This window comes from Pseudarthrobacter siccitolerans (assembly GCF_030823375.1).
Taxonomy (GTDB): Bacteria; Actinomycetota; Actinomycetes; order Actinomycetales; family Micrococcaceae; genus Arthrobacter; species Arthrobacter siccitolerans_A.
The window spans coordinates 973,385-996,519 of the sequence record NZ_JAUSXB010000001.1 but is presented as its reverse complement, the minus strand read 5'-3'; the positions used below and the strand labels follow the sequence as shown (position 1 = coordinate 996,519).

Annotated in this window: 24 protein-coding genes; 20 read left to right on the top strand and 4 right to left on the bottom strand. The window is 64.1% G+C overall.

All coding sequences use genetic code 11. From position 1 onward, the window contains the following. Position 1: 1 nt before the first annotated feature. From prmC to QFZ36_RS04720, 3 genes are read left to right on the top strand one after another with little or no spacing between them, the layout of a single operon-like run. Positions 2-874: a peptide chain release factor N(5)-glutamine methyltransferase gene (prmC, locus tag QFZ36_RS04730; RefSeq protein ID WP_306634314.1), complete on the top strand. Its 873-nt coding sequence runs from the start codon at positions 2-4 to the stop codon at positions 872-874. 12 nt (positions 875-886) lie between these two features. After that, the gene (locus QFZ36_RS04725) at positions 887-1,687 is read left to right on the top strand and encodes an L-threonylcarbamoyladenylate synthase (protein ID WP_306634312.1); all 801 of its coding nucleotides are present in this window, start codon (positions 887-889) and stop codon (positions 1,685-1,687) included. After that, complete coding sequence (locus QFZ36_RS04720; protein WP_306634311.1) at positions 1,687-2,460, top strand: WecB/TagA/CpsF family glycosyltransferase; 774 nt, start codon at positions 1,687-1,689, stop codon at positions 2,458-2,460. The genes QFZ36_RS04725 and QFZ36_RS04720 overlap by 1 nt, the downstream gene beginning before the upstream one ends. A 25-nt stretch (positions 2,461-2,485) precedes the next feature. Here the strand turns inward: QFZ36_RS04720 and QFZ36_RS04715 are convergent, their stop codons facing one another. Continuing rightward, positions 2,486-3,382 carry a glycosyltransferase gene (locus QFZ36_RS04715; protein ID WP_306634309.1) on the bottom strand — a complete coding sequence of 299 codons (897 nt, stop codon included), beginning with the start codon at positions 3,380-3,382 and terminating at the stop codon, positions 2,486-2,488. A 286-nt stretch (positions 3,383-3,668) separates the two neighbouring features. Between QFZ36_RS04715 and QFZ36_RS04710 the strand changes: the two genes are divergently transcribed. From QFZ36_RS04710 to QFZ36_RS04645, 14 genes are all read left to right on the top strand, one after another. Further along, the gene (locus tag QFZ36_RS04710) at positions 3,669-4,781 is read left to right on the top strand and encodes an MraY family glycosyltransferase (RefSeq protein WP_306634308.1); all 1,113 of its coding nucleotides are present in this window, start codon (positions 3,669-3,671) and stop codon (positions 4,779-4,781) included. A gap of 111 nt (positions 4,782-4,892) precedes the next feature. Further along, on the top strand, positions 4,893-5,375 hold the full coding sequence (locus QFZ36_RS04705; protein ID WP_306634306.1) for a hypothetical protein: 483 nt from the start codon (positions 4,893-4,895) through the stop codon (positions 5,373-5,375). Further along, positions 5,368-5,706, top strand: a complete 339-nt coding sequence (locus QFZ36_RS04700) for an AtpZ/AtpI family protein (protein ID WP_306634304.1) — start codon at positions 5,368-5,370, stop codon at positions 5,704-5,706. Before QFZ36_RS04705 ends, QFZ36_RS04700 begins: the two co-directional genes overlap by 8 nt. Before the next feature lie 81 nt (positions 5,707-5,787). Continuing rightward, positions 5,788-6,588, top strand: coding sequence for a F0F1 ATP synthase subunit A (gene atpB / locus QFZ36_RS04695; RefSeq protein WP_306634302.1), 801 nt, complete (start codon positions 5,788-5,790; stop codon positions 6,586-6,588). Between the two features lie 81 nt (positions 6,589-6,669). Continuing rightward, positions 6,670-6,873: an ATP synthase F0 subunit C gene (atpE, locus tag QFZ36_RS04690; protein ID WP_009356484.1), complete on the top strand. Its 204-nt coding sequence runs from the start codon at positions 6,670-6,672 to the stop codon at positions 6,871-6,873. A gap of 52 nt (positions 6,874-6,925) precedes the next feature. Further along, entirely contained in the window at positions 6,926-7,477 is a 552-nt protein-coding gene (locus QFZ36_RS04685; protein WP_142037923.1) for a F0F1 ATP synthase subunit B, read from the top strand. Continuing rightward, a complete protein-coding gene (locus tag QFZ36_RS04680) occupies positions 7,477-8,304 on the top strand; it encodes a F0F1 ATP synthase subunit delta (protein ID WP_306634300.1) in 828 nt (275 codons plus the stop codon). The genes QFZ36_RS04685 and QFZ36_RS04680 overlap by 1 nt, the downstream gene beginning before the upstream one ends. 82 nt (positions 8,305-8,386) lie before the next feature. After that, positions 8,387-10,024 (top strand): F0F1 ATP synthase subunit alpha, encoded by a 1,638-nt coding sequence (gene atpA / locus QFZ36_RS04675; RefSeq protein ID WP_306639098.1) that lies wholly within the window; start codon positions 8,387-8,389, stop codon positions 10,022-10,024. Between the two features lie 73 nt (positions 10,025-10,097). Next, entirely contained in the window at positions 10,098-10,988 is an 891-nt protein-coding gene (locus QFZ36_RS04670) for a F0F1 ATP synthase subunit gamma (protein ID WP_306634298.1), read from the top strand. Between the two features lie 80 nt (positions 10,989-11,068). Continuing rightward, positions 11,069-12,523, top strand: a complete 1,455-nt coding sequence (gene atpD, locus QFZ36_RS04665; RefSeq protein WP_306634296.1) for a F0F1 ATP synthase subunit beta — start codon at positions 11,069-11,071, stop codon at positions 12,521-12,523. 1 nt (position 12,524) lies between these two features. After that, positions 12,525-12,809, top strand: coding sequence for a F0F1 ATP synthase subunit epsilon (locus QFZ36_RS04660; protein ID WP_018760117.1), 285 nt, complete (start codon positions 12,525-12,527; stop codon positions 12,807-12,809). A 10-nt stretch (positions 12,810-12,819) separates the two neighbouring features. After that, positions 12,820-13,251, top strand: a complete 432-nt coding sequence (locus QFZ36_RS04655; RefSeq protein ID WP_050054635.1) for a DUF2550 domain-containing protein — start codon at positions 12,820-12,822, stop codon at positions 13,249-13,251. A 5-nt stretch (positions 13,252-13,256) separates the two neighbouring features. Continuing rightward, positions 13,257-14,567 (top strand): alpha/beta hydrolase, encoded by a 1,311-nt coding sequence (locus tag QFZ36_RS04650; protein ID WP_306634294.1) that lies wholly within the window; start codon positions 13,257-13,259, stop codon positions 14,565-14,567. Continuing rightward, complete coding sequence (locus tag QFZ36_RS04645; RefSeq protein WP_306634291.1) at positions 14,564-17,119, top strand: bifunctional lysylphosphatidylglycerol flippase/synthetase MprF; 2,556 nt, start codon at positions 14,564-14,566, stop codon at positions 17,117-17,119. Before QFZ36_RS04650 ends, QFZ36_RS04645 begins: the two co-directional genes overlap by 4 nt. A gap of 240 nt (positions 17,120-17,359) precedes the next feature. Here QFZ36_RS04645 and QFZ36_RS04640 read toward each other — a convergent pair whose 3' ends face one another. Beyond that, on the bottom strand, positions 17,360-17,563 hold the full coding sequence (locus QFZ36_RS04640; RefSeq protein ID WP_011692441.1) for a cold-shock protein: 204 nt from the start codon (positions 17,561-17,563) through the stop codon (positions 17,360-17,362). A 324-nt stretch (positions 17,564-17,887) separates the two neighbouring features. Next, positions 17,888-18,583, bottom strand: a complete 696-nt coding sequence (gene nucS, locus QFZ36_RS04635) for an endonuclease NucS (RefSeq protein WP_306634290.1) — start codon at positions 18,581-18,583, stop codon at positions 17,888-17,890. A gap of 105 nt (positions 18,584-18,688) precedes the next feature. On the opposite strand from nucS, the gene QFZ36_RS04630 reads away from it, so the two are divergent. Together QFZ36_RS04630 and QFZ36_RS04625 are read left to right on the top strand one after the other, a co-directional pair. Continuing rightward, positions 18,689-19,042 carry an ATP/GTP-binding protein gene (locus QFZ36_RS04630; protein WP_306634288.1) on the top strand — a complete coding sequence of 118 codons (354 nt, stop codon included), beginning with the start codon at positions 18,689-18,691 and terminating at the stop codon, positions 19,040-19,042. A gap of 44 nt (positions 19,043-19,086) precedes the next feature. After that, positions 19,087-19,881 carry an alpha/beta hydrolase gene (locus tag QFZ36_RS04625; protein ID WP_306634286.1) on the top strand — a complete coding sequence of 265 codons (795 nt, stop codon included), beginning with the start codon at positions 19,087-19,089 and terminating at the stop codon, positions 19,879-19,881. Between the two features lie 45 nt (positions 19,882-19,926). Here QFZ36_RS04625 and QFZ36_RS04620 read toward each other — a convergent pair whose 3' ends face one another. After that, positions 19,927-21,237 (bottom strand): AI-2E family transporter, encoded by a 1,311-nt coding sequence (locus QFZ36_RS04620; RefSeq protein WP_373427017.1) that lies wholly within the window; start codon positions 21,235-21,237, stop codon positions 19,927-19,929. Positions 21,238-21,428: 191 nt separating this feature from the next. On the opposite strand from QFZ36_RS04620, the gene QFZ36_RS04615 reads away from it, so the two are divergent. After that, the gene (locus tag QFZ36_RS04615; RefSeq protein ID WP_306634284.1) at positions 21,429-23,135 is read left to right on the top strand and encodes a hypothetical protein; all 1,707 of its coding nucleotides are present in this window, start codon (positions 21,429-21,431) and stop codon (positions 23,133-23,135) included.

Here is a 23,135-nt window from a genome sequence, read left to right as displayed (position 1 = left end):
CATGACATTCGGGCCAGGCCAGTCGCTCGCTGACGCAGTCACCGAGGCCACAGCCATCCTGCGGGAGGCCGGTGTACCCAGTCCGCGCGTGGACGCGGAGCTGCTTGCGGACCACCTGCTGAACGTGGGGCTGGGCCGGCTCCGCGCCATGATGCTCGGTGACACGCCGGCACCTGTTGGCTACGAAGCCCTCGTAGCGGAGCGCGCCAGCAGGATTCCACTGCAGCACATCACCGGCGTGGCGCATTTCCGCTACCTCGAGCTGGCCGTGGGGCCCGGCGTGTTCATTCCCCGGCCCGAAACCGAATCCGTGGTCCAGCTGGTTATTGACCACGTCAAGGACATGGCGCACCCGCGGATCGTCGACCTCGGCACGGGGTCCGGCGCCATCGCGGGCTCCCTTGCCCACGAAGTGCCCGGCGCCGAGGTCCACGCGGTGGAATTCAGCCCCTTCGCCCACGCCTGGGCGGCAAAAAACCTCGCACCCCTGGGCGTCCACCTCGTGCTGGGGGACCTGCGGAACGCACTCCAGGAGCTGAACGGAACCTTCGACGTCGTGGTTTCCAACCCGCCGTACATCCCGGCGGAGGCCATCCCCAACGAGCCCGAGGTGGCCCTGCATGACCCGCCGGAAGCACTGTACGGCGGGGGAGAGGATGGCATGGAACTTCCGACGGCGGCAGCCGCCTCGGCTGCCCGGCTGCTGGTTCCCGGCGGCTACTTCGTGATGGAACATGCAGAAGTCCAGGCAGAATGGATCGCTGCGATGTTGGGCAGGTCAGGATCCTGGACCAGGATCAGCACCCACTTGGACCTCAACGGCAAGGAGCGCGCCACCAGCGCCGTGCTCCCGGGACCAGACCATACGCAATGAAAGAATGGGCCAGTGACCACAACCTATAACTGCACCAGTGATGACGAGCGGGCACGGGGCCTGGAGCACGCCCAGCGTGCGATCAGCGAAAAGAAGTGCGTCGTGCTCCCCACCGACACGGTGTACGGGATTGGGGCCGACGCTTTTTCGCCGCAGGCCGTCACCATGCTGCTGGTATCGAAAGGGCGCAGCCGCACCATGCCTCCGCCCGTGCTGATTCCGCGCGTCAATGCCCTTGACGGGCTCGCCACCGACGTCTCGGCAGACGCCCGCAAGCTTGCCGAGGCATTCTGGCCCGGCGGACTGACGCTGATCCTGCACGCCCAGCCGTCGCTGGATTGGGACCTGGGCGAAACCAAGGGGACCGTGGCGCTGCGTATGCCCGCCGACGAAATCGCCCTCGAACTGCTGACGCTCACCGGCCCGCTCGCCGTTTCCTCTGCCAACCGCACCGGCCAGGCACCCGGACAAACCGCCGCCGCAGCCCGCGAGCAGCTTGCAGAGTCCGTCGAGGTCTATCTGGAGGGCGGCTTCCGGCCCCGGGAAGGCGAGGCTGCAGTGCCCTCCACCATCGTGGACGCCACCGGCCCCCTCCTGCGCGTGGTCCGCAACGGCGCGGTCAGCCTGGACCAGCTCCGCGAACACGTTCCGGGTGTCCTGGGATTAGGCGAGATCCCCGTGGCGGAAGAGGAACCGGTTGAAGCAGCGCCGGTTGCAGAAACACACTCGGGTTCATCGGTGGTTGAGCCCAAAGACTCCGAAGTCGCCGAGATGCCTGCTGCGCAGGCACCAGCCCGGGACTCCAGGCCTTGATGGCGCTGGACCGCCAGCAAATCCCCCTCCTGGAGGTTGATGCTACCCCGCTGCGGGTTCCCGAACTGGTGGAAGAACTCAGCCGCTTTGTAAAGGAAGGGTCCACGCGGACCGTATTGGGTCACAACCTGCACAGCGTCACGCTGACCCTCGCTGACGAGGGTTTCCGCAAGCTATACCAGCGCAGCGACGTGGTCCTGCTGGACGGTGCCCCCGTTCTCTGGCTGTGGGGGAGGACCGGCAAGGCCGAGGGACCGGTGATGGACTACCGGCTGGGCTCCACTGACTGGCTGCCCGCCCTGGGCCAGGTGCAAGGACTCGAGCGGATCGCCGTTCTCGGTGCCGGTGCTGAGGCGAACGCGGAAGCTGTCCGGAAACTCCAATCCATCGTTCCTGGTGCCCGTGTCTCTGGCTTCCCAGGCGAGGGCTGGAATGGGAGCCTCGAAGACAACGCAGTGGCATGGCTTCACCTGCAGCAGCCGCAACTGGTTCTGCTTGGACTGGGCATGCCACTCCAGGAGAAGGTCCTGGAGCGGCGCCTTGGTGACATGCCGCCAGCCATTTACTGCGCGGTGGGAGGAGCTATCGAGCAGTTGGCCGGCGTCCAGAAACTCGCACCGCGGTGGCTGGGCCGAATGGGACTTGAGTGGGCGTGGCGCCTTCTGCTCCATCCGCGCCGTGTTGCCTACCGGGTGCTCGGCGAGCCTTGGGTCCTGTTGTGGCTCCTGGCAAGGCGCGGGTCGAAGCGGCAGATGCTCAAAAGCCAGAAGTAGAAGCGCCGGAACTGGAACCTCCAGCCTAGAACTTCTGGTCCTCCAGCGGCGCGAAGCCTTTGCCGCGGAGGCCGGTGGTGAAAGACCTGGCCCAGCCCAGGAATCCCGGCAGGTCCCGGCGCTGCGCGAAATAGCCCAGGTATCCGCCGACGTCGGCCACAAAAGACCGGACGCGGAAATAGCGTCGGATCAGGTACCCACGGTTCCGGTAGTAGTAGTACCGCTTGAAGGCTGACTCGGGAACAATGACGTGCCAGCGGGCCCCGAACACGTGCTGCGTCTCAGAAAATGCGTGCGGATGGGTGATTGCGGTTGTGGTCACCGTGCCGAAGCGGATGCCGGCCTTGCGGAGGCGGATGGTGAAATCCACCTCGTCGCCGCGGATGAACAGGCGCATGTCCGGCAGGCCCACCTTGAAGAAGACATCAGAGCGGATCAGGGCGCCATTGAAGAAGTGTCCGTCGTCCGGCAGGAAACCGATCTTCTCCACCTCGGCACGGCTATGCGTGACCCTGCTATCCAGGCGGAAAAAGAAGGAAAGCCGATCCGGCTGGCCGGGCGCTGTGACCAAGGGGACCACCGCCTCCAGGTCGCGTGCCTCAGCCTCCCGCAGCAGCGTGGCGAGGCATTCAGGATCGGCCGGCTCGGCGTCGTCGTCCATCATCCAGATCCATTTGGCGCCACTGGCAACCGCCTTCAGCGCAGCCAGGGAGAAGCCGCCCGCGCCGCCGAGGTTTGCCTCGGAACGGACGTAGTCAACGTTCGGGTGCTTCGCGGCCACGTCCAGTGCCGGCGTTTTGCCACTGTCCACCAGGCAGATCGTGTCCACCGCTGCCGTCTGGTTGTTGATCGAATCCAGCAGGACAGCCAGTTCTTTCGGCCGGTCGAATGTCACGGCGGCAACTGCTATGCGGGGGGTCATGGGGGTCCTTTCAGCATGGCTGACAGGGATTTCCCCGCTCGCGATGCGCCAGTGTGGCGCGAAGCCATGATGCTGTTGGCGCTAGTATCTTTGACTAGAGTCCACTGTAATACAGCCCTGTAAGGCACTGCGTACGACAAAAAACGTACTGCCTGCTGCGTGCTCGGCGACGGAGAAGTTTCATTTATCGAAGAACAGATTCCCAGTCATTGAGCCCATCGACCACGGACCATCCGCCAACACGGTTGTCCGGCTTCAGTAACACCCTTGAAACGGCCGTCGCCCCATGATCATGTACCTGCTGATGGGGCTGACCGCTGCTGTCGTGTCCTATTTCGCCACCTGGGGTGCGCGGATCGTCGGCCACCGGCTCGAGCTGCACCTGCCCATCCGCAGCCGGGACATGCATTCCATTCCTGTGTCCCGGCTGGGGGGTGTGGCCATCTTCCTTGGAATCCTGGTGGCGCTCATTGTGGCCAGCCAGTCCTTCTTTGTTAGGGACATTTACCGCAACAACTTCTCGCCCTGGGGCGTGCTCGCCGGTGCGGCCGTCATCGTCCTGGTGGGCGTTGCGGATGACCTGCTGGACATCCGCTGGTGGGTGAAGCTGATTGGCCAAAGCGCGGCGGGACTGACAGTGGCCATCTGGGGAGTCCAGATGACCATTGTCCCGTGGGTTCCTGAGGCCATCTACCTGGAAAACGAGACGCTCCGGGTAGTGCTGACCGCCGGTCTGATCGTCACCACCATGAACGCCTTTAACTTCATTGATGGCCTGGACGGGCTGGCGGCCGGAGTGGCGACCATCGGCGGTACGGCCTTCTTCTTCACGGCGTATTGGGTCCACCGCAACGCGGTGCTGCTGGACTACTCGGATCTCGCCACCCTTATCACCGCTGTCCTGGTGGGCAGCTGCCTTGGCTTCCTGCCCCACAACTGGTTTCCGTCCAAGATCTTTATGGGTGATTCCGGAGCAATGCTGATCGGCCTGCTCATGGCCTCAGCCGGCGTGGTGTCCACAGGCCAGATCACCTCGGGCCTCTACGACCGGGCCAACGGTATCTCCACGGTGATACCCATCCTGCTTCCGTTCGCCGTCCTCTTCCTGCCGCTGCTGGACCTTGGTTTAGCAGTGGTCCGGCGCACGGCCCGCGGCCGTTCGCCCTGGTCCGCAGACCGGGGCCACCTGCACCACAAGCTGCTGGACATCGGCTACTCGCACCGCACAGCCGTAATCCTGATGTACCTCTGGACCGCCATCCTTTCCTTCGGGGGACTGGCCTTCGCCATCTTCCCCTGGCAAATCGTGCTGTCCATCGACATCTTTGCAACCCTGGTGATGGGCCTCATCACAGCGTGGCCCTACCTAGCCCGGCGCGGCGATGAGGCGCGGGCGTAACGTCCGGCGCGGAAACATTTCTATCTCATGTAGAATTTAGGGGCAGCCAAAGCTGCCCTTCCATACCTGCCGCTTGGCTAACTGCCTTTTGGCGCCGACGATTGGGATCAAATGACCTCCAACGCCGAGTCCGGACCTGCGTCCGGCAACGGAAGAGTTGGCGCATCCGGTCCCACACCGTCCCTCTGGCTGAACCTCCTCAAACGGAGTTCGGCGGCGGCCGCGGCCGGACTGGTACTGTGCGCCATTCCCGCAGCAATCCTTGAAGGCCCGGCCGGTGCATTGTCCAGTACCTTTGGTGGGCTCCTGGTGATGCTGTTCTTCGGCATCAGCCTCCTGGTGGGCCACCTCATGGGACGCAACAATCCTTCCGGGGCCATCGGCATGTTCGTGGCCACCTACTTTGTCAAAGTGGTGGGCTTCGCCGCCGTCCTGTTTGTGGTCGGTGCCCCGGCGTGGCTGCACGGCCGCTGGTTCGTTGCCGGCGCCGTGACCGCCGTCGTCCTCTGGCAGGCTGCAGAAATCCACGGTTTCAGCAAAGCCCGCCTTCAGATCTACAACGATCCAGAAACCAAGGAAAGCCCCGATGCGTGATCCTCAGAAGCCCACGGAAGGCACGAGCGGCAACAGGGGATCAAAGGGTTCTGCCCCCGGTGTATCAGGCGACGGAACCAGCGGCGGATACAACGCCGGCATGGCCGTATTCAGCTACATCATTGGCGGAATCATCGTCTGGAGTTTGATAGGGTGGGGACTGGATTATCTGTGGGGAACGCGCTGGATTGTGCTCGCAGGCGCTCTGCTTGGAGCCGTCGGAGGTTTTTACCTTTCCCACATGCATGGCCTGACCAGTTCTCGAAAAATTGCTGGGGAGCGCCATGCTGCCAGCGGACCGTCCCAGGACGGTAACACTAATGCCAAATAATTTCACAGGGGGACCAGCAGGCCGTCAGGCTGCCGGTTCCCGCCCGACGCCCAATGATGGACACTGCAGAGAGGAAACGCGTTGATCGCGCTTGCGCTCCCGGCCCAAGATTCAGGAGAGTTTACTCCTCCTGGTATTAACGAAATGCATTTGCCGGCAATCCTGCCGTGGGGTGCCGCAGAAGGATTCTCCAAGCAGATGCTGCTGGTCCTCCTCTCTGTCGTCTTTATCGCCGTCTTCTTCGTGCTCGCCGCACGCAAGCAGCAGCTGGTACCCGGCAAGCTCCAGTTCGCCGGCGAAGCCGCCTACGGCTTCGTCCGCAACGGAATCGCCAAGGACATCATCGGCGGCAGGGACTTCATCAAGTACGTCCCGCTGCTGTTCAGCTTGTTCTTCTTCATCCTGGTAAATAACATTTACGGTGCAATCCCGGTATTCCAGCTTCCCACCTTCTCACACGTGGGCGGAGCCTATGTGCTCGCTGGAATTGTCTACTTCACCTGGATCATCATCGGCGTCAAGAAGAACGGACTCCGTTACTTCAAGCTGGCCACTGTGCCCTCCGGTGTTCCCTGGTTCATCCTTCCGATCGTGATCCCGATCGAGATCATCTCCAACTTCCTGGTCCGGCCCGTCACGCACAGCCTCCGTCTGTTCGCGACCATGCTCGCAGGACACCTCATCGTGATGATCGCCGGATCCGGCATCGAATACCTCATCACGCAGGAGAACATCCTGCTCAAGGGAACCTCCGTCCTGGTTCTCGCCGGGGCCATTGCCATGTACATGCTTGAAGCCCTGATCATGGTCCTGCAGGCCTACGTATTCACGCTGCTGACCGCGATCTACGTCGAAGGCGCGCTTCACGCCGACAGCCACTAGGCACCCCTTAAGCTTCCCCTCGCGGGGATGATAGCAACCCAAACAACCTGCCACATGGGTGGCATCTTGAAAGGAAGAAAAATGGAAGGCAATCTCAACCTCGTAGGTTACGGTCTGTCCGCAATCGGCGGTGGTATCGGTGTTGGTCTCGTATTCGCTGCCTACATCAACGGCGTCGCCCGCCAGCCGGAAGCACAGCGTGTCCTGCAGCCGATCGCATTCCTCGGCCTTGCGCTGACCGAAGCCCTCGCCATCCTCGGCCTGGTCTTCGCCTTCGTTCTCTAGTCCTTAGAGCGAAGCGAACTTACAGAACCGAGTAGAAAAGGACGGGTGAAATATGAATCAGCTGATCATCTCAGCCGCCACTGAGGGCGAAGTCAACCCCCTGGTTCCCAACCTCTGGGAAATGGGCGTTACCCTGGTGGGCTTCGCCATTCTGATGTTCATCGTGGTCAAGTTCGTTGTCCCGATGTTCGAGAAGACCTTCGCCGAGCGTGCCGAGGCTATCGAAGGCGGCATTGCAAAGGCTGAAAAGGCCCAGGCTGAGGCGTCTGCTGCACTCGAAGAGTACAAGCAGCAGCTGACCGACGCCCGCGCCGAAGCCAACCGCATCCGTGAGGAAGCCCGCGCCGAAGGTGCCCAGATCCTCGCGGATCTCAAGGAGAAGGCAGCTGCAGAGTCTGCCCGCATCACGGCCCAGGCCCATGCCCAGATCGAATCCGAGCGCCAGGCGGCCGTTGTGTCCCTGCGTTCGGAGGTAGGCACCCTGGCCACCACCCTTGCCGGCCGGATCGTCGGTGAAACGCTGAACGACGACGAGCGCGCAGCACGGGTAGTGGACCGCTTCCTGGCAGATCTGGAGACCCAGAGCGCAGGTGCAGCTAAGTAATGGCAGGCGTATCGAGCGGATCGCTGGCAACAGCCCTGGCCGCGTTGGAAGCCAAACTTCCGACGGCGTCGCTGCAGCTGGCAAAGGAACTCTTCGGAATTCTGGGAATGGTGGACAGCTCGGCTGGCTTGCGCCGCGCCCTGACTGACCCGTCCCGTAACGGTGACGAAAAGTCGGCGCTGGTCAGGCAGCTGGTTGGCGGAAAAGTCTCCGCTGATGCTGCAGAGATCGCGGGCGGACTGGCCGGCTCACGCTGGGCAAACGCCCGGGATATTGGCGATGCACTCGAGACTCTTGCCGCAACGGTGGTCATTTCCGTTGCCGAAAACAAGTCGGCCGTTTCTGCCTCCGGAATCTCTGGCCTGGAAGAGCTGGAGAACGATCTGTTCTCCTTCAACCAGGCCGTTGCCTCCAACCACGAGGTACAACGTGCTCTGTCCGAACCACAGGCCAGCGCCGCAGCCAAAGCCACGCTCGCCGAGAGGCTGGTGCCCGGAGTGAGCGAGGAAGCGAAGGTCCTCATCACGCAGGCAGTTACCCAGCCCCGCGGCATCAAGCCCACCCGGCTGGTGGAACGGTTCGCCGAGCTGGCGGCCAAGCGGCAGCAGCGCTGGATTGCGACGGTCAGCGTGACCCGCCCTTTGACATCAACGCAGTTTGCACGCCTCCAGGCGGGCTTGAATGCGCTGTACGGGCGGGAACTGAAGGTCAACGTCAATGTTGACCCGGCACTCATTGGCGGCATCCGCGTCCAGGTCGGTGACGAAGTGCTTGACGCTTCGGTAGTTACCCGCCTGGGCGAGCTGCAACGCCAGCTGGCCGGCTAGCCGGACAAGCACAACACAACTGATAGAAACCCCGGTCATCGTGGACAACGATGATCACAAAACAGGAGAGCAGGGACTGCAGATGGCCGAATTGACCATCAACGCCGACGACGTCCGTAATGCGCTGAACGAGTTCGCGGCGTCCTACGAACCCGGAAACGCAGAGCGCGTAGAGGTCGGCCGCGTAACCACCGCTGGTGACGGCATCGCCCGTGTTGAGGGCCTTCCCTCGGTCATGGCGAACGAGCTGCTGCGCTTCGAGGACGGTACCCTGGGCCTGGCCCAGAACCTTGACGTCCGCGAAATCGGCGTCATCGTCCTCGGCGACTTCACCGGCATCGAAGAAGGCCAGGAAGTCCACCGCACGGGACAGGTTCTGTCCGTACCCGTGGGCGACGCCTTCCTCGGCCGCGTTGTCGACCCGCTGGGCGTGCCCATCGACGACCTTGGCGAGATCAAAGCCGAGACCACCCGCGCACTGGAGCTCCAGGCTCCCGGCGTGACCCAGCGCAAGTCGGTGCACGAGCCGATGCAGACCGGACTCAAGGCCATCGACGCCATGATTCCGATCGGCCGCGGCCAGCGTCAGCTGATCATTGGCGACCGCCAGACCGGCAAGTCCGCGATCGCGATCGACACCATCATCAACCAGAAGGCCAACTGGGCTTCAGGCGATGTGACCAAGCAGGTCCGCTGCATCTACGTGGCAATTGGCCAGAAGGCGTCAACCATTGCCGCTATCCGCCAGACCCTCGAGGACAACGGCGCGCTGGAGTACACCACCATCGTGGCGTCCCCCGCCTCGGACCCCGCGGGCTTCAAGTACCTCGCACCGTACGCCGGTTCGGCCATCGGCCAGCACTGGATGTACGGCGGCAAGCACGTCCTCATCGTGTTTGATGACCTCTCCAAGCAGGCAGAGGCCTACCGTGCAGTGTCGCTGCTGCTTCGCCGCCCGCCGGGACGCGAAGCCTACCCCGGCGACGTCTTCTACTTGCACTCTCGCCTGCTGGAACGTTGTGCAAAGCTCTCCGACGAGCTGGGCGCAGGTTCCATGACCGGCCTGCCGCTGATCGAAACGAAGGCCAACGACGTTTCGGCCTACATCCCCACCAACGTGATCTCCATCACCGACGGCCAGATCTTCCTCCAGTCGGACCTCTTCAACGCCAACCAGCGTCCTGCTGTTGACGTTGGTGTGTCGGTGTCCCGCGTGGGCGGTGCCGCCCAGGTGAAGTCCATGAAGAAGGTTTCCGGCACGTTGAAGCTGGACCTCGCCCAGTACCGGGACATGCAGGCATTCGCCATGTTCGCCTCGGACCTGGATGCCGCTTCACGCCAGCAGCTCACCCGTGGCGCACGCCTGATGGAACTGCTCAAGCAGGGCCAGTACTCGCCGTTCCCGGTGGAGAACCAGGTTGTGTCCATCTGGGCAGGCACCAACGGCTACCTCGATGACGTTCCGGTTGAGGACGTCAGCCGCTTCGAGTCGGAGTTCCTGGAGCACCTGGCCCACAAGTCCTCCATCCTCACCACGCTGGCGCAGACCAACGTGCTGGACGATGACACCGCTGCAGCTCTGAAGTCCGCCGTCGTGGCCTTCAAGAAGGGCTTTTTCGGCGAGGGTGACAACCACCTGGTAGGCGCCGGCCACGAGGAGCATGACGCTATCTCCGAGGGCGACGTTGACCAGGAAAAGATCGTCAAGCAGAAGCGCTAATTCCACTGACCGGGTGTGCCGGGCCGCCAAGGTCCGGCACACCCGGTTTAGGGAATGTTAGGAAAGGATAAGTATGGGAGCCCAGATTCGGGTCTACCGCCAGAAGATCAGCTCGACCACGTCGATGCGCAAGATCTTCAAGGCGATGGAACTGATCGCTACCTCGCGCATCGGCAAGGCCCGTGCGCGCGTAGCAGCTTCACTGCCTTACGCGAACGCGATCACGCGCGCCGTTTCTGCTGTCGCCAGCCAAAGCGAAATCGACCACCCGCTGACCACTGAGCCGGAGCAGATCCGCCGTGCCGCCGTCCTGGTAATCACCTCGGACCGCGGCCTGGCAGGATCCTACTCGGCAAGTGTGCTCAAGCAGGCGGAAGGTCTCAACGAGCTGCTCCACGCTGAAGGCAAGGAAGTCAAGACGTACCTCGTCGGCCGCAAGGCGCAGGCCTACTTCGACTTCCGGGGCCGCGAATACGCACGGGTCTGGACCGGAGGCACCGACGCACCGGAGTTCGGCACTGCCCGTGAAATCGGCGCGGCGCTGCTCACGGAATTCGCCAACGACTATGAAGAGGGCGGCGTGGACGAAATCCACGTGGTGTACACCCGCTTCAAGTCCATGGTCACCCAGGAGCCTACGGTCATCCGCCTGCTTCCGCTGGAAGTAGTGGAAGAGCAGGCCGCTTCTGAATCGGACCTGTTGCCGCTGTACGAGTTTGAGCCGGAAACTGAGCGTGTTCTTGACGCCCTGCTGCCGCGCTACATCGAGTCACGCATCTTCGCGGCCATGCTGCAGGCAGCAGCTTCCGAGCTTGCTGCACGCCAGCGGGCCATGAAGTCCGCGGGCGACAACGCCACGGACCTCATCAAGAAGTACACGCGTCTGCGCAACACGGCCCGCCAGGCTGAAATTACGCAGGAGCTTTCCGAGATTGTTGCCGGCGCCGACGCCCTCGCGTCCTAGCCTGCAGCACCCGGTTCCGCTGGACCTGCACCACCCAGATAAACTTAAACCCACGCCATCTACTGAGTGAAGTGAGAGAGATGACTGCCACTGCTACCGAACACGTAGCCGCAACGTCCGGTGCCACCGGCCGCATTGCGCGCGTAATCGGCCCGGTTGTCGACGTCGAATTCCCGGCTGACGCAATCCCGTCCATCTACAACGCACTCACCACCGAGATCACTCTCAACGGTGAGACCAAGACCATCACGTTCGAGACCTCCCAGCACCTGGGTGACAACCTCGTCCGCGCCATCTCGCTGCAGGCCACCGACGGACTCGTCCGCGGCACGTCCGTAGTGGACAGCGGTGCCCCCATCTCCGTGCCGGTCGGCGACGGCGTCAAGGGCCACATCTTCAACGTCCTGGGCCAGCCCCTGGACGTTGCCGAGTCGGAGCTGGAGATCAGCGAACGCTGGCCCATCCACCGCAAGGCACCGAGCTTCGCCTCGCTCGAAGGCTCCACCGAGATGCTCGAAACCGGCATCAAGGTCATCGACCTCCTCACCCCTTACATCAAGGGTGGAAAGATCGGCCTGTTCGGCGGCGCCGGCGTGGGCAAGACCGTCCTGATCCAGGAAATGATCACCCGTGTTGCCCGCAACTTCGGTGGTACCTCGGTATTCGCCGGTGTGGGTGAGCGTACCCGTGAAGGTAACGACCTCTGGGTTGAAATGGAAGAGGCAGGCGTCCTCAAGGACACCGCCCTTGTCTTCGGCCAGATGGACGAGCCGCCGGGAACGCGTCTGCGCGTGGCCCTGTCCGCGCTGACCATGGCGGAATACTTCCGCGATGTGCAGAACCAGGACGTGCTGCTCTTCATCGACAACATCTTCCGCTTCACCCAGGCAGGTTCCGAGGTTTCCACGCTCCTCGGCCGCATGCCTTCGGCTGTGGGCTACCAGCCCAACCTGGCTGACGAGATGGGCCTCCTGCAGGAGCGCATTACGTCCACCAAGGGCCACTCCATCACCTCGATGCAGGCCATCTACGTTCCCGCAGATGACTACACCGACCCGGCACCGGCCACCACCTTTGCACACCTGGATGCGACCACGGAACTTTCCCGTGAAATCGCCTCCCGCGGTCTGTACCCGGCTGTTGACCCGCTGACGTCGACCTCCCGTATCCTGGACCCCCAGTACATCGGCAAGGACCACTACACCACGGCTGTCCGTGTGAAGCAGATCCTGCAGAAGAACAAGGAACTCCAGGACATCATCGCCATCCTCGGTGTTGACGAACTCTCCGAAGAGGACAAGATCGTCGTGTCGCGTGCACGCCGCATCCAGCAGTTCCTCTCGCAGAACACCTACACCGCCAAGCAGTTCACCGGCGTCGAGGGCTCCACGGTTTCCATCAAGGACACCGTTGAAGGCTTCACTGCCATCTGCGACGGCGAGCTGGACCACATCGCGGAGCAGGCGTTCTTCAACGTCGGTGGCCTCGATGACGTTGAGCGCCAGTGGGCCAAGATCCAGGAACAGACCAAGTAATATGGCTGAGCTTGAGGTTGAGATTGTCGCAGCGGACCACTTCGTGTGGTCCGGAGCGGCCAAGATGGTCAAGGCCCGCACCAGCGATGGTGAAATCGGAATCCTGCCCGGCCACTCGCCCCTGCTGGCGATCCTGGCCGAGGGTGAACTGGCTATCCAGCCGGTGTCCGGGGACCGTATCGCGGTAGATGTTGACGGCGGTTTCTTCTCCGTGGACAACAACCGCGTGGTTATTGTTGCTGACAACGCCCAACTGGGCGGCTCGGCTACCGCTGGGATCCGCTAGCACCACCTTGATGGACGCACCGAGTCTTCCGTTCATCGCCATGGCAATCACGTTTGGATTGCTGGTATTTGCACTGTGCCTTTCGGGGGTGCGCCGCTTCAACCTGCGGCGCGCCCTCGGCACGGTGGACGCCTCCATTTGCATGGCTGGAAACAGCTGGCAGGTGGGGGTTTGTCGTTATCAGGACAACGACCTTGAGTGGTTCCGCCTGTTCTCGTTAAGCGTCCGGCCGAAGCACAAATTCAAGCGCCACTCACTGGAACTGCTGGGCCGCCGCAAGCCCACCGAGGCCGAGGCAGTGAAGGTCCAGCCCGACGTCGTCATTGTTGAACTGCGGTACGAGGGGCAAGACCTCCGTCTCGCCATGAAGTTCGACGCCTACGCCGGGCTGTCTTCCTGGCTGGAAGCCGGCCCGGTTATCGGCGTGGGCACCTGGCGCTAGCCAACGTGGACTGGGTTTTCGACGTCCGGCTGACTGACGGCCCCGTGTACTGGGTATCCCTGGTGCTGGGCCTGGCGGGTGGCGCATTCCTGCTGGCACCGCCTTCGCCGACAGGCAGGCGGCGCTGGTTCGTTCAAGTGATCGCCGCCGTGGCCGCCGCCTTCGCCTTGGTGGCGACCGTCCACTGGGCGCTCATTAATCTCTTCTCCGTTTTCCCGGAGAACATCCCGGACGCCGTCCTGCTCTGGGTGGTGCCTGCAGTGGCCGCCCTCATCCTGCTGCTGCTCCGGCTGCCCCGCAGCAACTGGCACCGCCGGGCCACCGGCCTGGCCGCGGTGCTGGTTGTCGCAGCCCTGTCCGCCGTCCAGGTCAACGCCTACTTCGGGCTGAACCGCACCGTAAGCGACCTCCTGGGCACTGCCGTGGCCCGGATCCCCACCCTGGAACCTGGCCTGATGCGCCAGCAAGGGGCGGCCGACGGCGTCCCGCTCCACGGGTGGGCACCGCAGGGTGAGCTTCCCGCAGGGGGAGTCCTGCGCAAGGCTGCCATCCCCGGCACCGCTTCCGGCATGAGCACCCGCGAGGCATACATCTACCTGCCGCCTGCCTACTTTGCCAAAAACCGGCCTGCCCTTCCGGTCCTGGTCCTGGTGGCCGGCCAGCCGGGCGGGCCCCCGGACTGGTTGACCGGAGGAGCACTTGACGGCCACCTGGACTCCTTCGCGGCCGCCCACGGTGGCCTGGCACCGGTGGTGGTGATTCCCGATCCCAACGGCTCGCAGTCAGCCAACACCCTGTGCATGGACAGCCGGATAGCACAGGCCGATACCTATCTTTCCCGCGATGTAACGGCCTGGATCAGTTCCACCCTTGCCGTGGACACCAACCACCACCAGTGGGCCATTGGCGGATTTTCCTTCGGCGGCACCTGCGCACTGCAGATGGGAACCCGGCACCCGGATCTGTTCCCGTCCATCCTCTCGTTCTCCGGGGAAGTTGAGCCGGCCCTGGCCAAGGAACGGCAAAAGACCATTGATGCCGCCTTCCCGGAGGAGCCCGAAGAATTCGACCGGCAGACCCCGCTGGCCATCATGAAAGAGCGGCGCTTCGAGTCCAGCGGCATGTACCTGACCGCCGGACAGAACGACCCGGAATTCGTGGCCTACCTGAACACCCTCGCAGCTGCCGCCCGGGACGCCAGCTTCGACGTCCGCGCCTATGAAGTGGAACATACCGGCCATTCCTGGGACACGTCCTCCAAACGGATTGCCGATGCCCTGCAGTTCCTTTCCGACAGATGGGGGCTCGGCCAATGACTTCCGGACAGCCGATACGCACCGCCTCTTTGGCCTGGACAACGGTGTTACGCCCCGCCCGGGACCGGACCATCGCAGGACTCAAGTCGATGCCGTTCTCCGTGGCGGTCCTCGCGGTGTTCCTGGCCGCCGGGGCCGTGACGGGCAGCTACCTTGCAGGACCGCCTGAGCAGTTGCTGGACGGGGCTGGAGTCAGCGGGCCGGGCCTGCGTGCCGGCAACTGGTGGTCCCTCTTTACCAGCCTCTTCTTCGCCACCAACCCGTTGGCGTATGTCTCCGCATCCCTGATGATCCTGGTGCTGCTGGGCCTGGCGGAGCGGAGGCTGGGAACAGCTGCCGCCGTCGCGCTTTTCCTCGGCGGCCAATTCGGCGCCGTCACGGTTTTCCTGCTCATCACCCAATTGGCGGGCTATGTGGGTGACGGATGGCTCGACCGGATGGCCGACGACATCCTGATCGGCCCCTACCCGGCGGTCCTGGCGGCAGGCCTTGCCGCCACCGGCAGGCTGCCGGTCCTCTGGCAGCGCAGGCTGCGGACGGGCGTGCTCTCCATTTCGCTCCTCCTGGTCCTGTATATCGGGCACGCCGAAACGGTGATCGGCCTGATCGGCGCCGTCCTGGGACTCCTGGCCGGCTGGTGGGTCCAGGGAGACCAGGGCCACTTGCACCGGCACCGTTCCACCGGGCGTGAGGCCCGGAACCTCCTCGCCCTGACGGTTGCCGTATTTGCGGTCGGACCGATCCTCACGGGCATCGCGCGGGCGCCCACCGGTCCGCTGGCGCTCCTGCGGGACGTGGTCCTGAATCCGATGCCCACCCTCAGCCAGTTGGCGGTCAACTGCGGAACCACGGTGGAGGCTTCCTGCCTGGAAGCCGGACGGGCAGGTTTTGCCGGCCCCTTCGGCCTGGCGCTTGCGGTGGTCCCGGTGGTCCTGCTGCTGATCTGCGCTGACGGGATGCGCCGCGGCCGCCGCCTTGCCTGGAACATCGCCATCGCCATCCAGCTCGCCGTAACCGCCCTGGCTGCCGTGTACCTGGCCCTGTTCGCCCTGGTTCCGTCCCGGCCGCGCGGCCCGTCCGCGCCACCCATGGGCTCCGCCTTCGCCCACGTTCTTCCCCTGGTATGCGTACCCCTGCTGTTGGCGGTGCTCCTCTGGCTGAACCGTCGGCAGTTCCGCGTCCAGACGGTGCCCGCGGCCCGGCGGATGCTGGCACTCGTGGTGGGAGGGTCGTGGCTGGTCCTGGCCGCTGCCTACGCCCTCGCCTGGTTGTGGGCCGGGGGACTGACGCGCGACGGCGGCCTGCTGGGACTTTTTGCCGAGCTGGCCCGGCAGTACGTCCCGGTGCCCATCCCGCAGCACTACCACCGCGTTTTTGCCGACCGGAACAGCGTGGAAGCCGTCCTGTTCGCCTACTCCGGCCCCGTGTTCTGGGTGATTGCCCTGGTGGCCGTGTGGTGGGTACTGCTGGGCCGGCACCACGGCAGCGATTCCGGCCGGCAGGACCGAATTAAAGTACGCCAACTGCTTCACCAGGGCGGCGGGCCGATCTCCTGGATGGCGCTGTGGGAACCCAACAGCTACTGGTTCAGTCCTGACGGACGCGGCGCCATGGCTTTCCAACGGCACGGCAGCGTGGCGCTGACACTGGGCGGTGCCATTGGTCCGGCAGATGGCCAGGGGCACGTGACGGAGGCGTTCCTGGCATACTGCAGCGGGCAGGCCCTGATCCCCGCACTCTACTCCTGTGACGATACGCTCTGGCCCATGCTGCAGGATCGCGGGTTTTCCCGGGTTGCCGTGGCGCAGGAGACGCGCCTGGCCATCCGCGAACTCGAGTTCAAGGGCAAGGAATGGCAGAACGTCCGGACAGCCCTGAACCGGGCGGCAAAGCTGGGGGTCGAAGCGGTCTGGGGAACCTACGCTTCCCTGCCGGCGGCACTGCGTTTAAAGCTGAGCGAAGTGTCCGAGGAATGGGCTGCCGGAAAAACCGTCCCGGAGATGGGCTTTACGCTGGGCGGCATCGACGAGCTCGACGACCCGGAAGTGCTCTGCTGCCTCGCCGTGGATGGCAACGGCACCGTCCATGGAGTGACCAGCTGGCTGCCGGTATACGACGACGGGCGGCTGGTCAGCAGGACTCTGGACGTAATGCGCCGGGGCGCCGACGCTTTTCCCGGCGTGATGGAATTCCTCATCGCCTCCGCGGTCCTTGAGCTGCGCGGCTCCGTCGAGGTCATCTCCCTCTCAGGTTCACCGCTGGCCAGCCTGCCCGGCTCCGGGACCGGGCCTGGAACCGGTTCCGGCGGCGGGGACCAGGCGGATAACCTGGTCCGGATCCTCGACCTGGTGGGGCACGCCCTGGAACCGGTCTACGGGTTCCGTTCACTGGCCGCATTCAAGTCACGGTTCAAACCCGAGTACCGTGCCCTTTACCTGTATTATCAGGACCCCTTGTACCTGCCCGCCATTGGCCGTGCATTGACAAGGGCATACCTGCCCGGGCTTTCCCTCCCGCAGGGCGCCCGGCTGGTCCGCAAACTGGTGAACTGAACCCGCCGGGTCAGGCCGGACAATCACGTGCACGATTTGATGGGAAAGTGATGGAGCGTTACCGGATTTGGTGCGAAAGGTGATGGCGCGTTTCCCGTTAGCAGCCAAAAGAGTTGGGCCGGACCCTCAAGATACGGCGTAATTGCACGCGCTATAACTGTTAACAACAATGGTCCCCGGCATAATTGCCGGGGACCATTGTTTCGCTGACGGCCGCATTAAGCGGCCTTCAGGCGGGGACTAAACCAGCGTGACGCCGGTAGCCTGGGGACCCTTGGCGCCCTGGCCGATCTCGAACTGAACGCGCTGGTTCTCGTCGAGGGTCTTGAAGCCGCCGGTCTGGATCTCGGAGTAGTGAACGAAGACATCACCGTCGGAGTCATCCGGGGTAATGAAGCCGAAGCCCTTTTCAGCGTTGAACCACTTGACGGTTCCCTGTGCCATTTATTTCTCCTCATTGTGGAACTTTTTAAGAACGGCACACTTCGTGCCGGCCTTGGTCACTCCGCGAGAAGAATCCTGGATTGCCCGTCCGCTAAAGGGACCGGCGCTGCAGGAGCTTCGCGCTCGCAACATGTCTTGCGAGCATGAAAAACACCTACACAAAGACTGAGATAAGAATTTCACGCCGGTACGCGAAGGTCAACGGTTTGGGCAACTAAACGCATAAATTTTGGGTAAAGAGGCGGTTAAATGTCGTTGGTGGAAGGAATTCAGCGCCCCAGGAAGGGCAGTGTGCTGATTACCTGCGTCCTGCTAAAGGCAGCGTCAGAAAAGCCGGGACTCAATGTCGTCCACACCACGCATAGCGTCGTAATCAAGGGTGACGCAATCAATTCCGCGGTCCCTCGCCAGGACCTTCGCCTGGGGCTTGATCTGCTGGGCAGCGAAGATCCCGCGGACCGGCGCCAGCAGGGGATCGCGGTTCAGCAGTTCAAGGTACCGTGTGAGCTGCTCCACGCCGTCAATGTCGCCGCGCCGCTTGAGTTCGATGGCCACTGTGGCCCCGTCCTTATCCCTGGCCAGGATATCCACCGGCCCGATCGCCGTGAAATACTCACGGCGGATCAGGGAATAGCCTTCGCCCAGCGTTTCAATCTGCTCCGCCAGGAGCCGCTGCAGGTCCGCCTCCACACCGTCCTTGATGAGGCCTGGGTCCACGCCCAGGTCGTGCGATGACTCGCTGAGTTTCTCGTGGATGTTGATGATGAGGCGGTCATCTGTCTTCGCAGACTGCACGGTCCACTGCTCAACAACCCCGAGTTCAAGGTCCACATCCTCGGGGGACGAGACGCGCAAGGTGGCCGGCGGACTCATCCAGTTCAGGGGTTTGTAGGAGCCGCCGTCCGAATGGACCAGGACCGAGCCGTCGGCCTTGACCAGCAGGAGCCTGGTGGCAAGTGGAAGATGGGCTTTGAGCCGGCCAACGTAATCAACGGAGCATCGGGCTATCACAAGTCGCACGCCGTACAGACTACCGCGTGCAGCCGCCCCGGCTGGTCCCGGCGACGGTCCTGCCGGCAGTGCCGCCAGGACTCCCGGGGTGGGCGGTTGGGGCAGAATGGAGGCATGCCGCGTTCCAACCGTCCCCGCCGTCCTGTCTCGGGCAAGGGTGCCTCTTCCGGCCGGGCGGCCGGAAAAAAGGGGAGCGGGGACGTTCCGGAGCTTGACCTGGAACGGGCCCGGGCCGGCATCGCCCGGCATGAAAGTGCGCCGGACGGCGAATGGATGGTCCGCACCATGACCGCCAAAAACGCCGGGAAGACCTACATTTGCCCCGAGTGCTCCACTGCCGTATTGCCAGGAGTCGCCCATCTGGTGGTGTGGAAGGATGACCATCTCTTCGGTGCGGCAGCCGGCCTGGCGGAACGGCGGCACTGGCACACCAACTGCTGGATGTCGCGCAGTTACCGCTACCGTTAAGTCCCGCGGGCGGCAGCAGTCCTGCTGTCGCTAAGCTGGCAGGCATGACTCTTGATCCGGCGTCGTACGAATTCAGCCAGTCCACTGGGCCCACTCCCATCCGTGCCTCCACAGTCCTGCCGGCCAGGCGGGAAAACGTGGAGTTGAAGACGGCGGACGGGCATACCCTGGTGGGCGAACTGGCGCTCCCGGAATCCGGACCGGTGAACGCCACCCTGATTACCCTGCATCCGCTGCCTACCCACGGCGGTTTTATGGATTCGCATGTTTACCGCAAGGCGTCCTACCGGCTGCCGGCCCTGGCCGGCATCGCGGTGCTCCGGTTCAACACGCGCGGCACCGAATCCCCTCGTGGCACGAGCACCGGGGCCTTTGAAGAGGGTATCGGGGAGCAGCATGATGTGGAGGCAGCTGTACGCTTCGCCGTCGAACGCGGCCTGCCCAACCGGTGGCTGGTGGGTTGGTCCTTCGGCACCGAGCTTGCCCTGATGTACGGGGCCGTTGACCCCGTGGCGTCGGAAATCGAGGGCGCCATCCTGCTTTCGCCGCCGCTGCACCGGGCCAAGGACTCCCACCTCCAGCAGTGGGCGCAGTCCGGCAAGCCGCTTACGGTGCTGGTGCCCGAATACGATGACTACCTGCAGCCCGACGCCGCGGCGGAGCGCTTCAGCCTGGTGCCGCAGGCCCGCGTGGTGGGCGTCAAGGGTGCCAAGCACCTGTGGGTGGGGGAGAAGTACGCCGGCCGGGTCCTGAACGAGATTGTGCATGAGGTCACCGGCGCCGGGGGAACCAGCCTTCCCCATGAATGGGAAGGGCCGGTGGCCAGCGCGCCGGCCTAGCGGCCGGGCTAAGGCACAGCGCGCCCGGCCCCGGAGCCCCGGGGTTTAGTGCTTGTCCTGGCGGACGATATAGATTTCCTTGATCAGCAGCAGGATGGCGGCCGCGGTGGGAATAGCGATCAGTGCGCCCAGGACACCGAGCAGGCTGCCGCCTGCGATGACCGAGATGACAGCCACCGCTCCGGGTACGGCCACCGCCTTCTGCATGATGCGCGGCGAGATGAAATACGCCTCGAACTGCAGGTACGCGAAGTAGCAGATGCCGTAAACCGCGGCGGTCTGCCAGCCCACCGTGAGGGCAATGAGGATTACCACCACGCCGGCGATCATGCCCCCCACCAGCGGGATAAAGGCAAGCAGTGCCACCACAAACGCCAGCAGCAGGGCGAACGGGACCCCCACGACGGACATCACGATAAAGGCGAACGTCGCATTCAGGAGGGCCACGCAGGCCTGTCCGATGACGTAGTTGCCCACCGATTTGGTGATTTCCTCGGACAGTGCCTCCACCCGGTGGCGGCGGGAGCGCGGAGCCAGCCGGTAGCCCCACTTCTTCATCGCCGGCAGCGCGGCCAGGAAATACAGGCTGAGCACCAGGACGATCAGGGCCCCGAACAACCCGTTGGCCACCGTGGACCCGAATCCCACCACGCCGCCCGCGATCCCGCCCATGGCTTCGGGGTCATTCACGAACTTGTTGACTTCTTCGGCGATCCGGTCGCGGACCCCGAACTGGTCATCGAGGGTGCGGAACAGGTCCGAGTTCATAAAGTCCCTGACCCAGACGGGCGCCTGCTCCACGATCTCGCTGACCTGTTCCACGATGGTGGGGATCAGGGTGGCAAAAAAGCCGACGACGGCAGCCACCAGCACGCTGACGGACACCAGGATGCCGGCCGGGCGTGGAATCCGGCGGCTTTCGAGCCACCCGACCACCGGCTCAAGGCCCAGGGCGATGAAGAGCGCGGCGACGATCCACAGAAGCAGCTGCGTGGTGTGGGACCCGATCCAATAGACGAGCAGTGCCACACCCACGCCGACGGTGCCCATAAATCCCAGATAGAGCGGATGCTGCGGGGACATCCGGGGGCCCGGGTCACCGAACTGGGGGCGGCTCACGCCGTCGGGATCCTCGGTGGATTCCTCGTGCTGGGAGTACTCCGGCGGCATTTCGAACCGGAGCCTCGGCTGGGCCCCGGGCAGCGGCTGGCGAAGGCGGCGGACCACCAGTCCGAGGGCAGCCGCGGCCGACCCCCGCCGGTGCGCCGGCGCAGGGTCCTGGGCCGCCTTCGCCGAAGGCTCTGCACCTTCCGGATTCTCGAATGCCGCGGAGGACTCGTCCGTCTTGTCAGTCACTGGGATGTGGGGCCTGTTCGGTGCGTGGCGCCGCTGCTGCGGGCCGGTGTGATGATCATCGCAAACACTATCAGCAGCCTTGTCAACACCCGCGGAGGGGCCGTGTTCAGGAGCCGCCGCGGGTGCCGTTGCGCAGCCCGATCGGGGGCCGTGGTAACAAAACCGTTACTATTGAAGCTAAACCCCCGCTGATGATAGGTGTTCCCTTGCGTTTAAAGACTGCAGTCGCACTCGTGCTGCTCGGCCTCCTGACACTGTTGGCCGGCATCGGCCAGAGAACCATCTGGGCCCCTTCCGAGACATTCACGGCCTCCGCCCCCGCTGACGGGCAGGCGGCGCCGTTGACCGTCATTGACCAGAAGCTGCGGACCCTGCACGGCGGAACCGTCAAGATCAGCATCGAGGGTGACGGCAACTTCCTGCTGGCGGCAGGCCGTCCCGACGACGTGGATGCCTGGGTGGGGCCAACAGCGCACAACACGGTCACGGGGGTTTCGGAGGACGGAAAGTCCCTCCAGGTTGAACATGCCGACGGCGAGGCCACAGCGCCGAGCCCGGCCGGCTCCGATCTTTGGGTTTCCACTGAGAACGCCAGCGGCGAGCTGGATTACTCCTGGACACCGCCCGCTGACGGCGACTGGACGCTCCTGCTGGCTTCGGACGGAACCCGGCCTGCCCCGGCCTCCATCTCGATGACGTTCCCGAACGACACCTCCACACCGTGGGCCATCCCGCTGATGGTGCTGGGCTCCCTCCTGATCCTGGGCGGCATCGTCCTGGCCCTGCTCTCCGTCCGCAAGCGCAACGGTGAAGGCGACGGGGAGGGCAGCGGTTTTGCCCAGCGTGCCCGCGCCCGGTCCGAAGCCCGTTCGTCCTCCCGCATGAGCATGGTTGCCGCCGGAGCGGTCACCGTGGCTGTGGTTGCCGGAGCCGGTACTGCGGCACATGCGGCGTCGCCCGCGCCCTCGTCGGGCCCCGCCTCAACAGCGCCTGCCGCCGCGCAGGAGCAGGCCGCTTCGCCGGTGCTGCTGGATGCCCAGTTCCGCCGCATCCTGGAGCAGGTCTCCAGTGCCGCGGATGCCAGTGACGCGGCAAAGGACGCGGCAAAGCTGGCCGAGAGGGTAGGCGGAACCGAACTGGAAGTCCGGACGCAGAACTACAAGATCCGCTCCCAGGTGGGATCCTACGAGGCACGCATGCCCGTCCGCTCCACCAAGCTCCTCACCACCGTGGTCACCAAGGACCGCGAGTGGCCCCGGTCCGTCCTGGCCGTGACGCAGGGCGACGGAAACGTTGTGCCGCAGCTGCTGACCCTCGTCCAGGCGTCACCGCGCGAGAACTACAAGCTCGTGGAAACCAATCCGCTGCAGCCCGGGACGACCTTCCCCACCATTAACCGTGACGGGACGGAAACCGTGGCCCCCGGCGACAAGACCGGACTGCTCTACAGCGGTGAAGAAGCCATGGCCGGCCTGGCCGACAGGCTCACCACCGCAGATTCCGCCTTCAAGGACAAGCTCGTGGAGGGTGAGTCCTCGCCGTACATCGCCGACACGCTGTCCTACCAGTCCGAGGTGGTCAAGGCCGGCGAGAACGGAAGTTTCTCGTTCACGCACAAGGTGGTTCCGGAAAGCACTGTGGTGTTCCGAACTGCCGACGGCGGCGCGCTGGTCCTGGGCCGGATCAACTTCGGTTTCGAGGGAACCCCCAAGGCCGCCGGTGACAAGCTGACCATCGGCGACGACGCTGCGGCCCTGGCCGGCGGCAAGGAAACCACCACCGGGATGGTCCTCAGCTTCGCCGAATCCACGGCCGTGTACGTGCCGCCGGCGGGCTCCGCCGATCCCATGAAGCTTGTGGCCGCAACCCGCGGGCTGGTAGGAGCCAGCTTCAAGTAG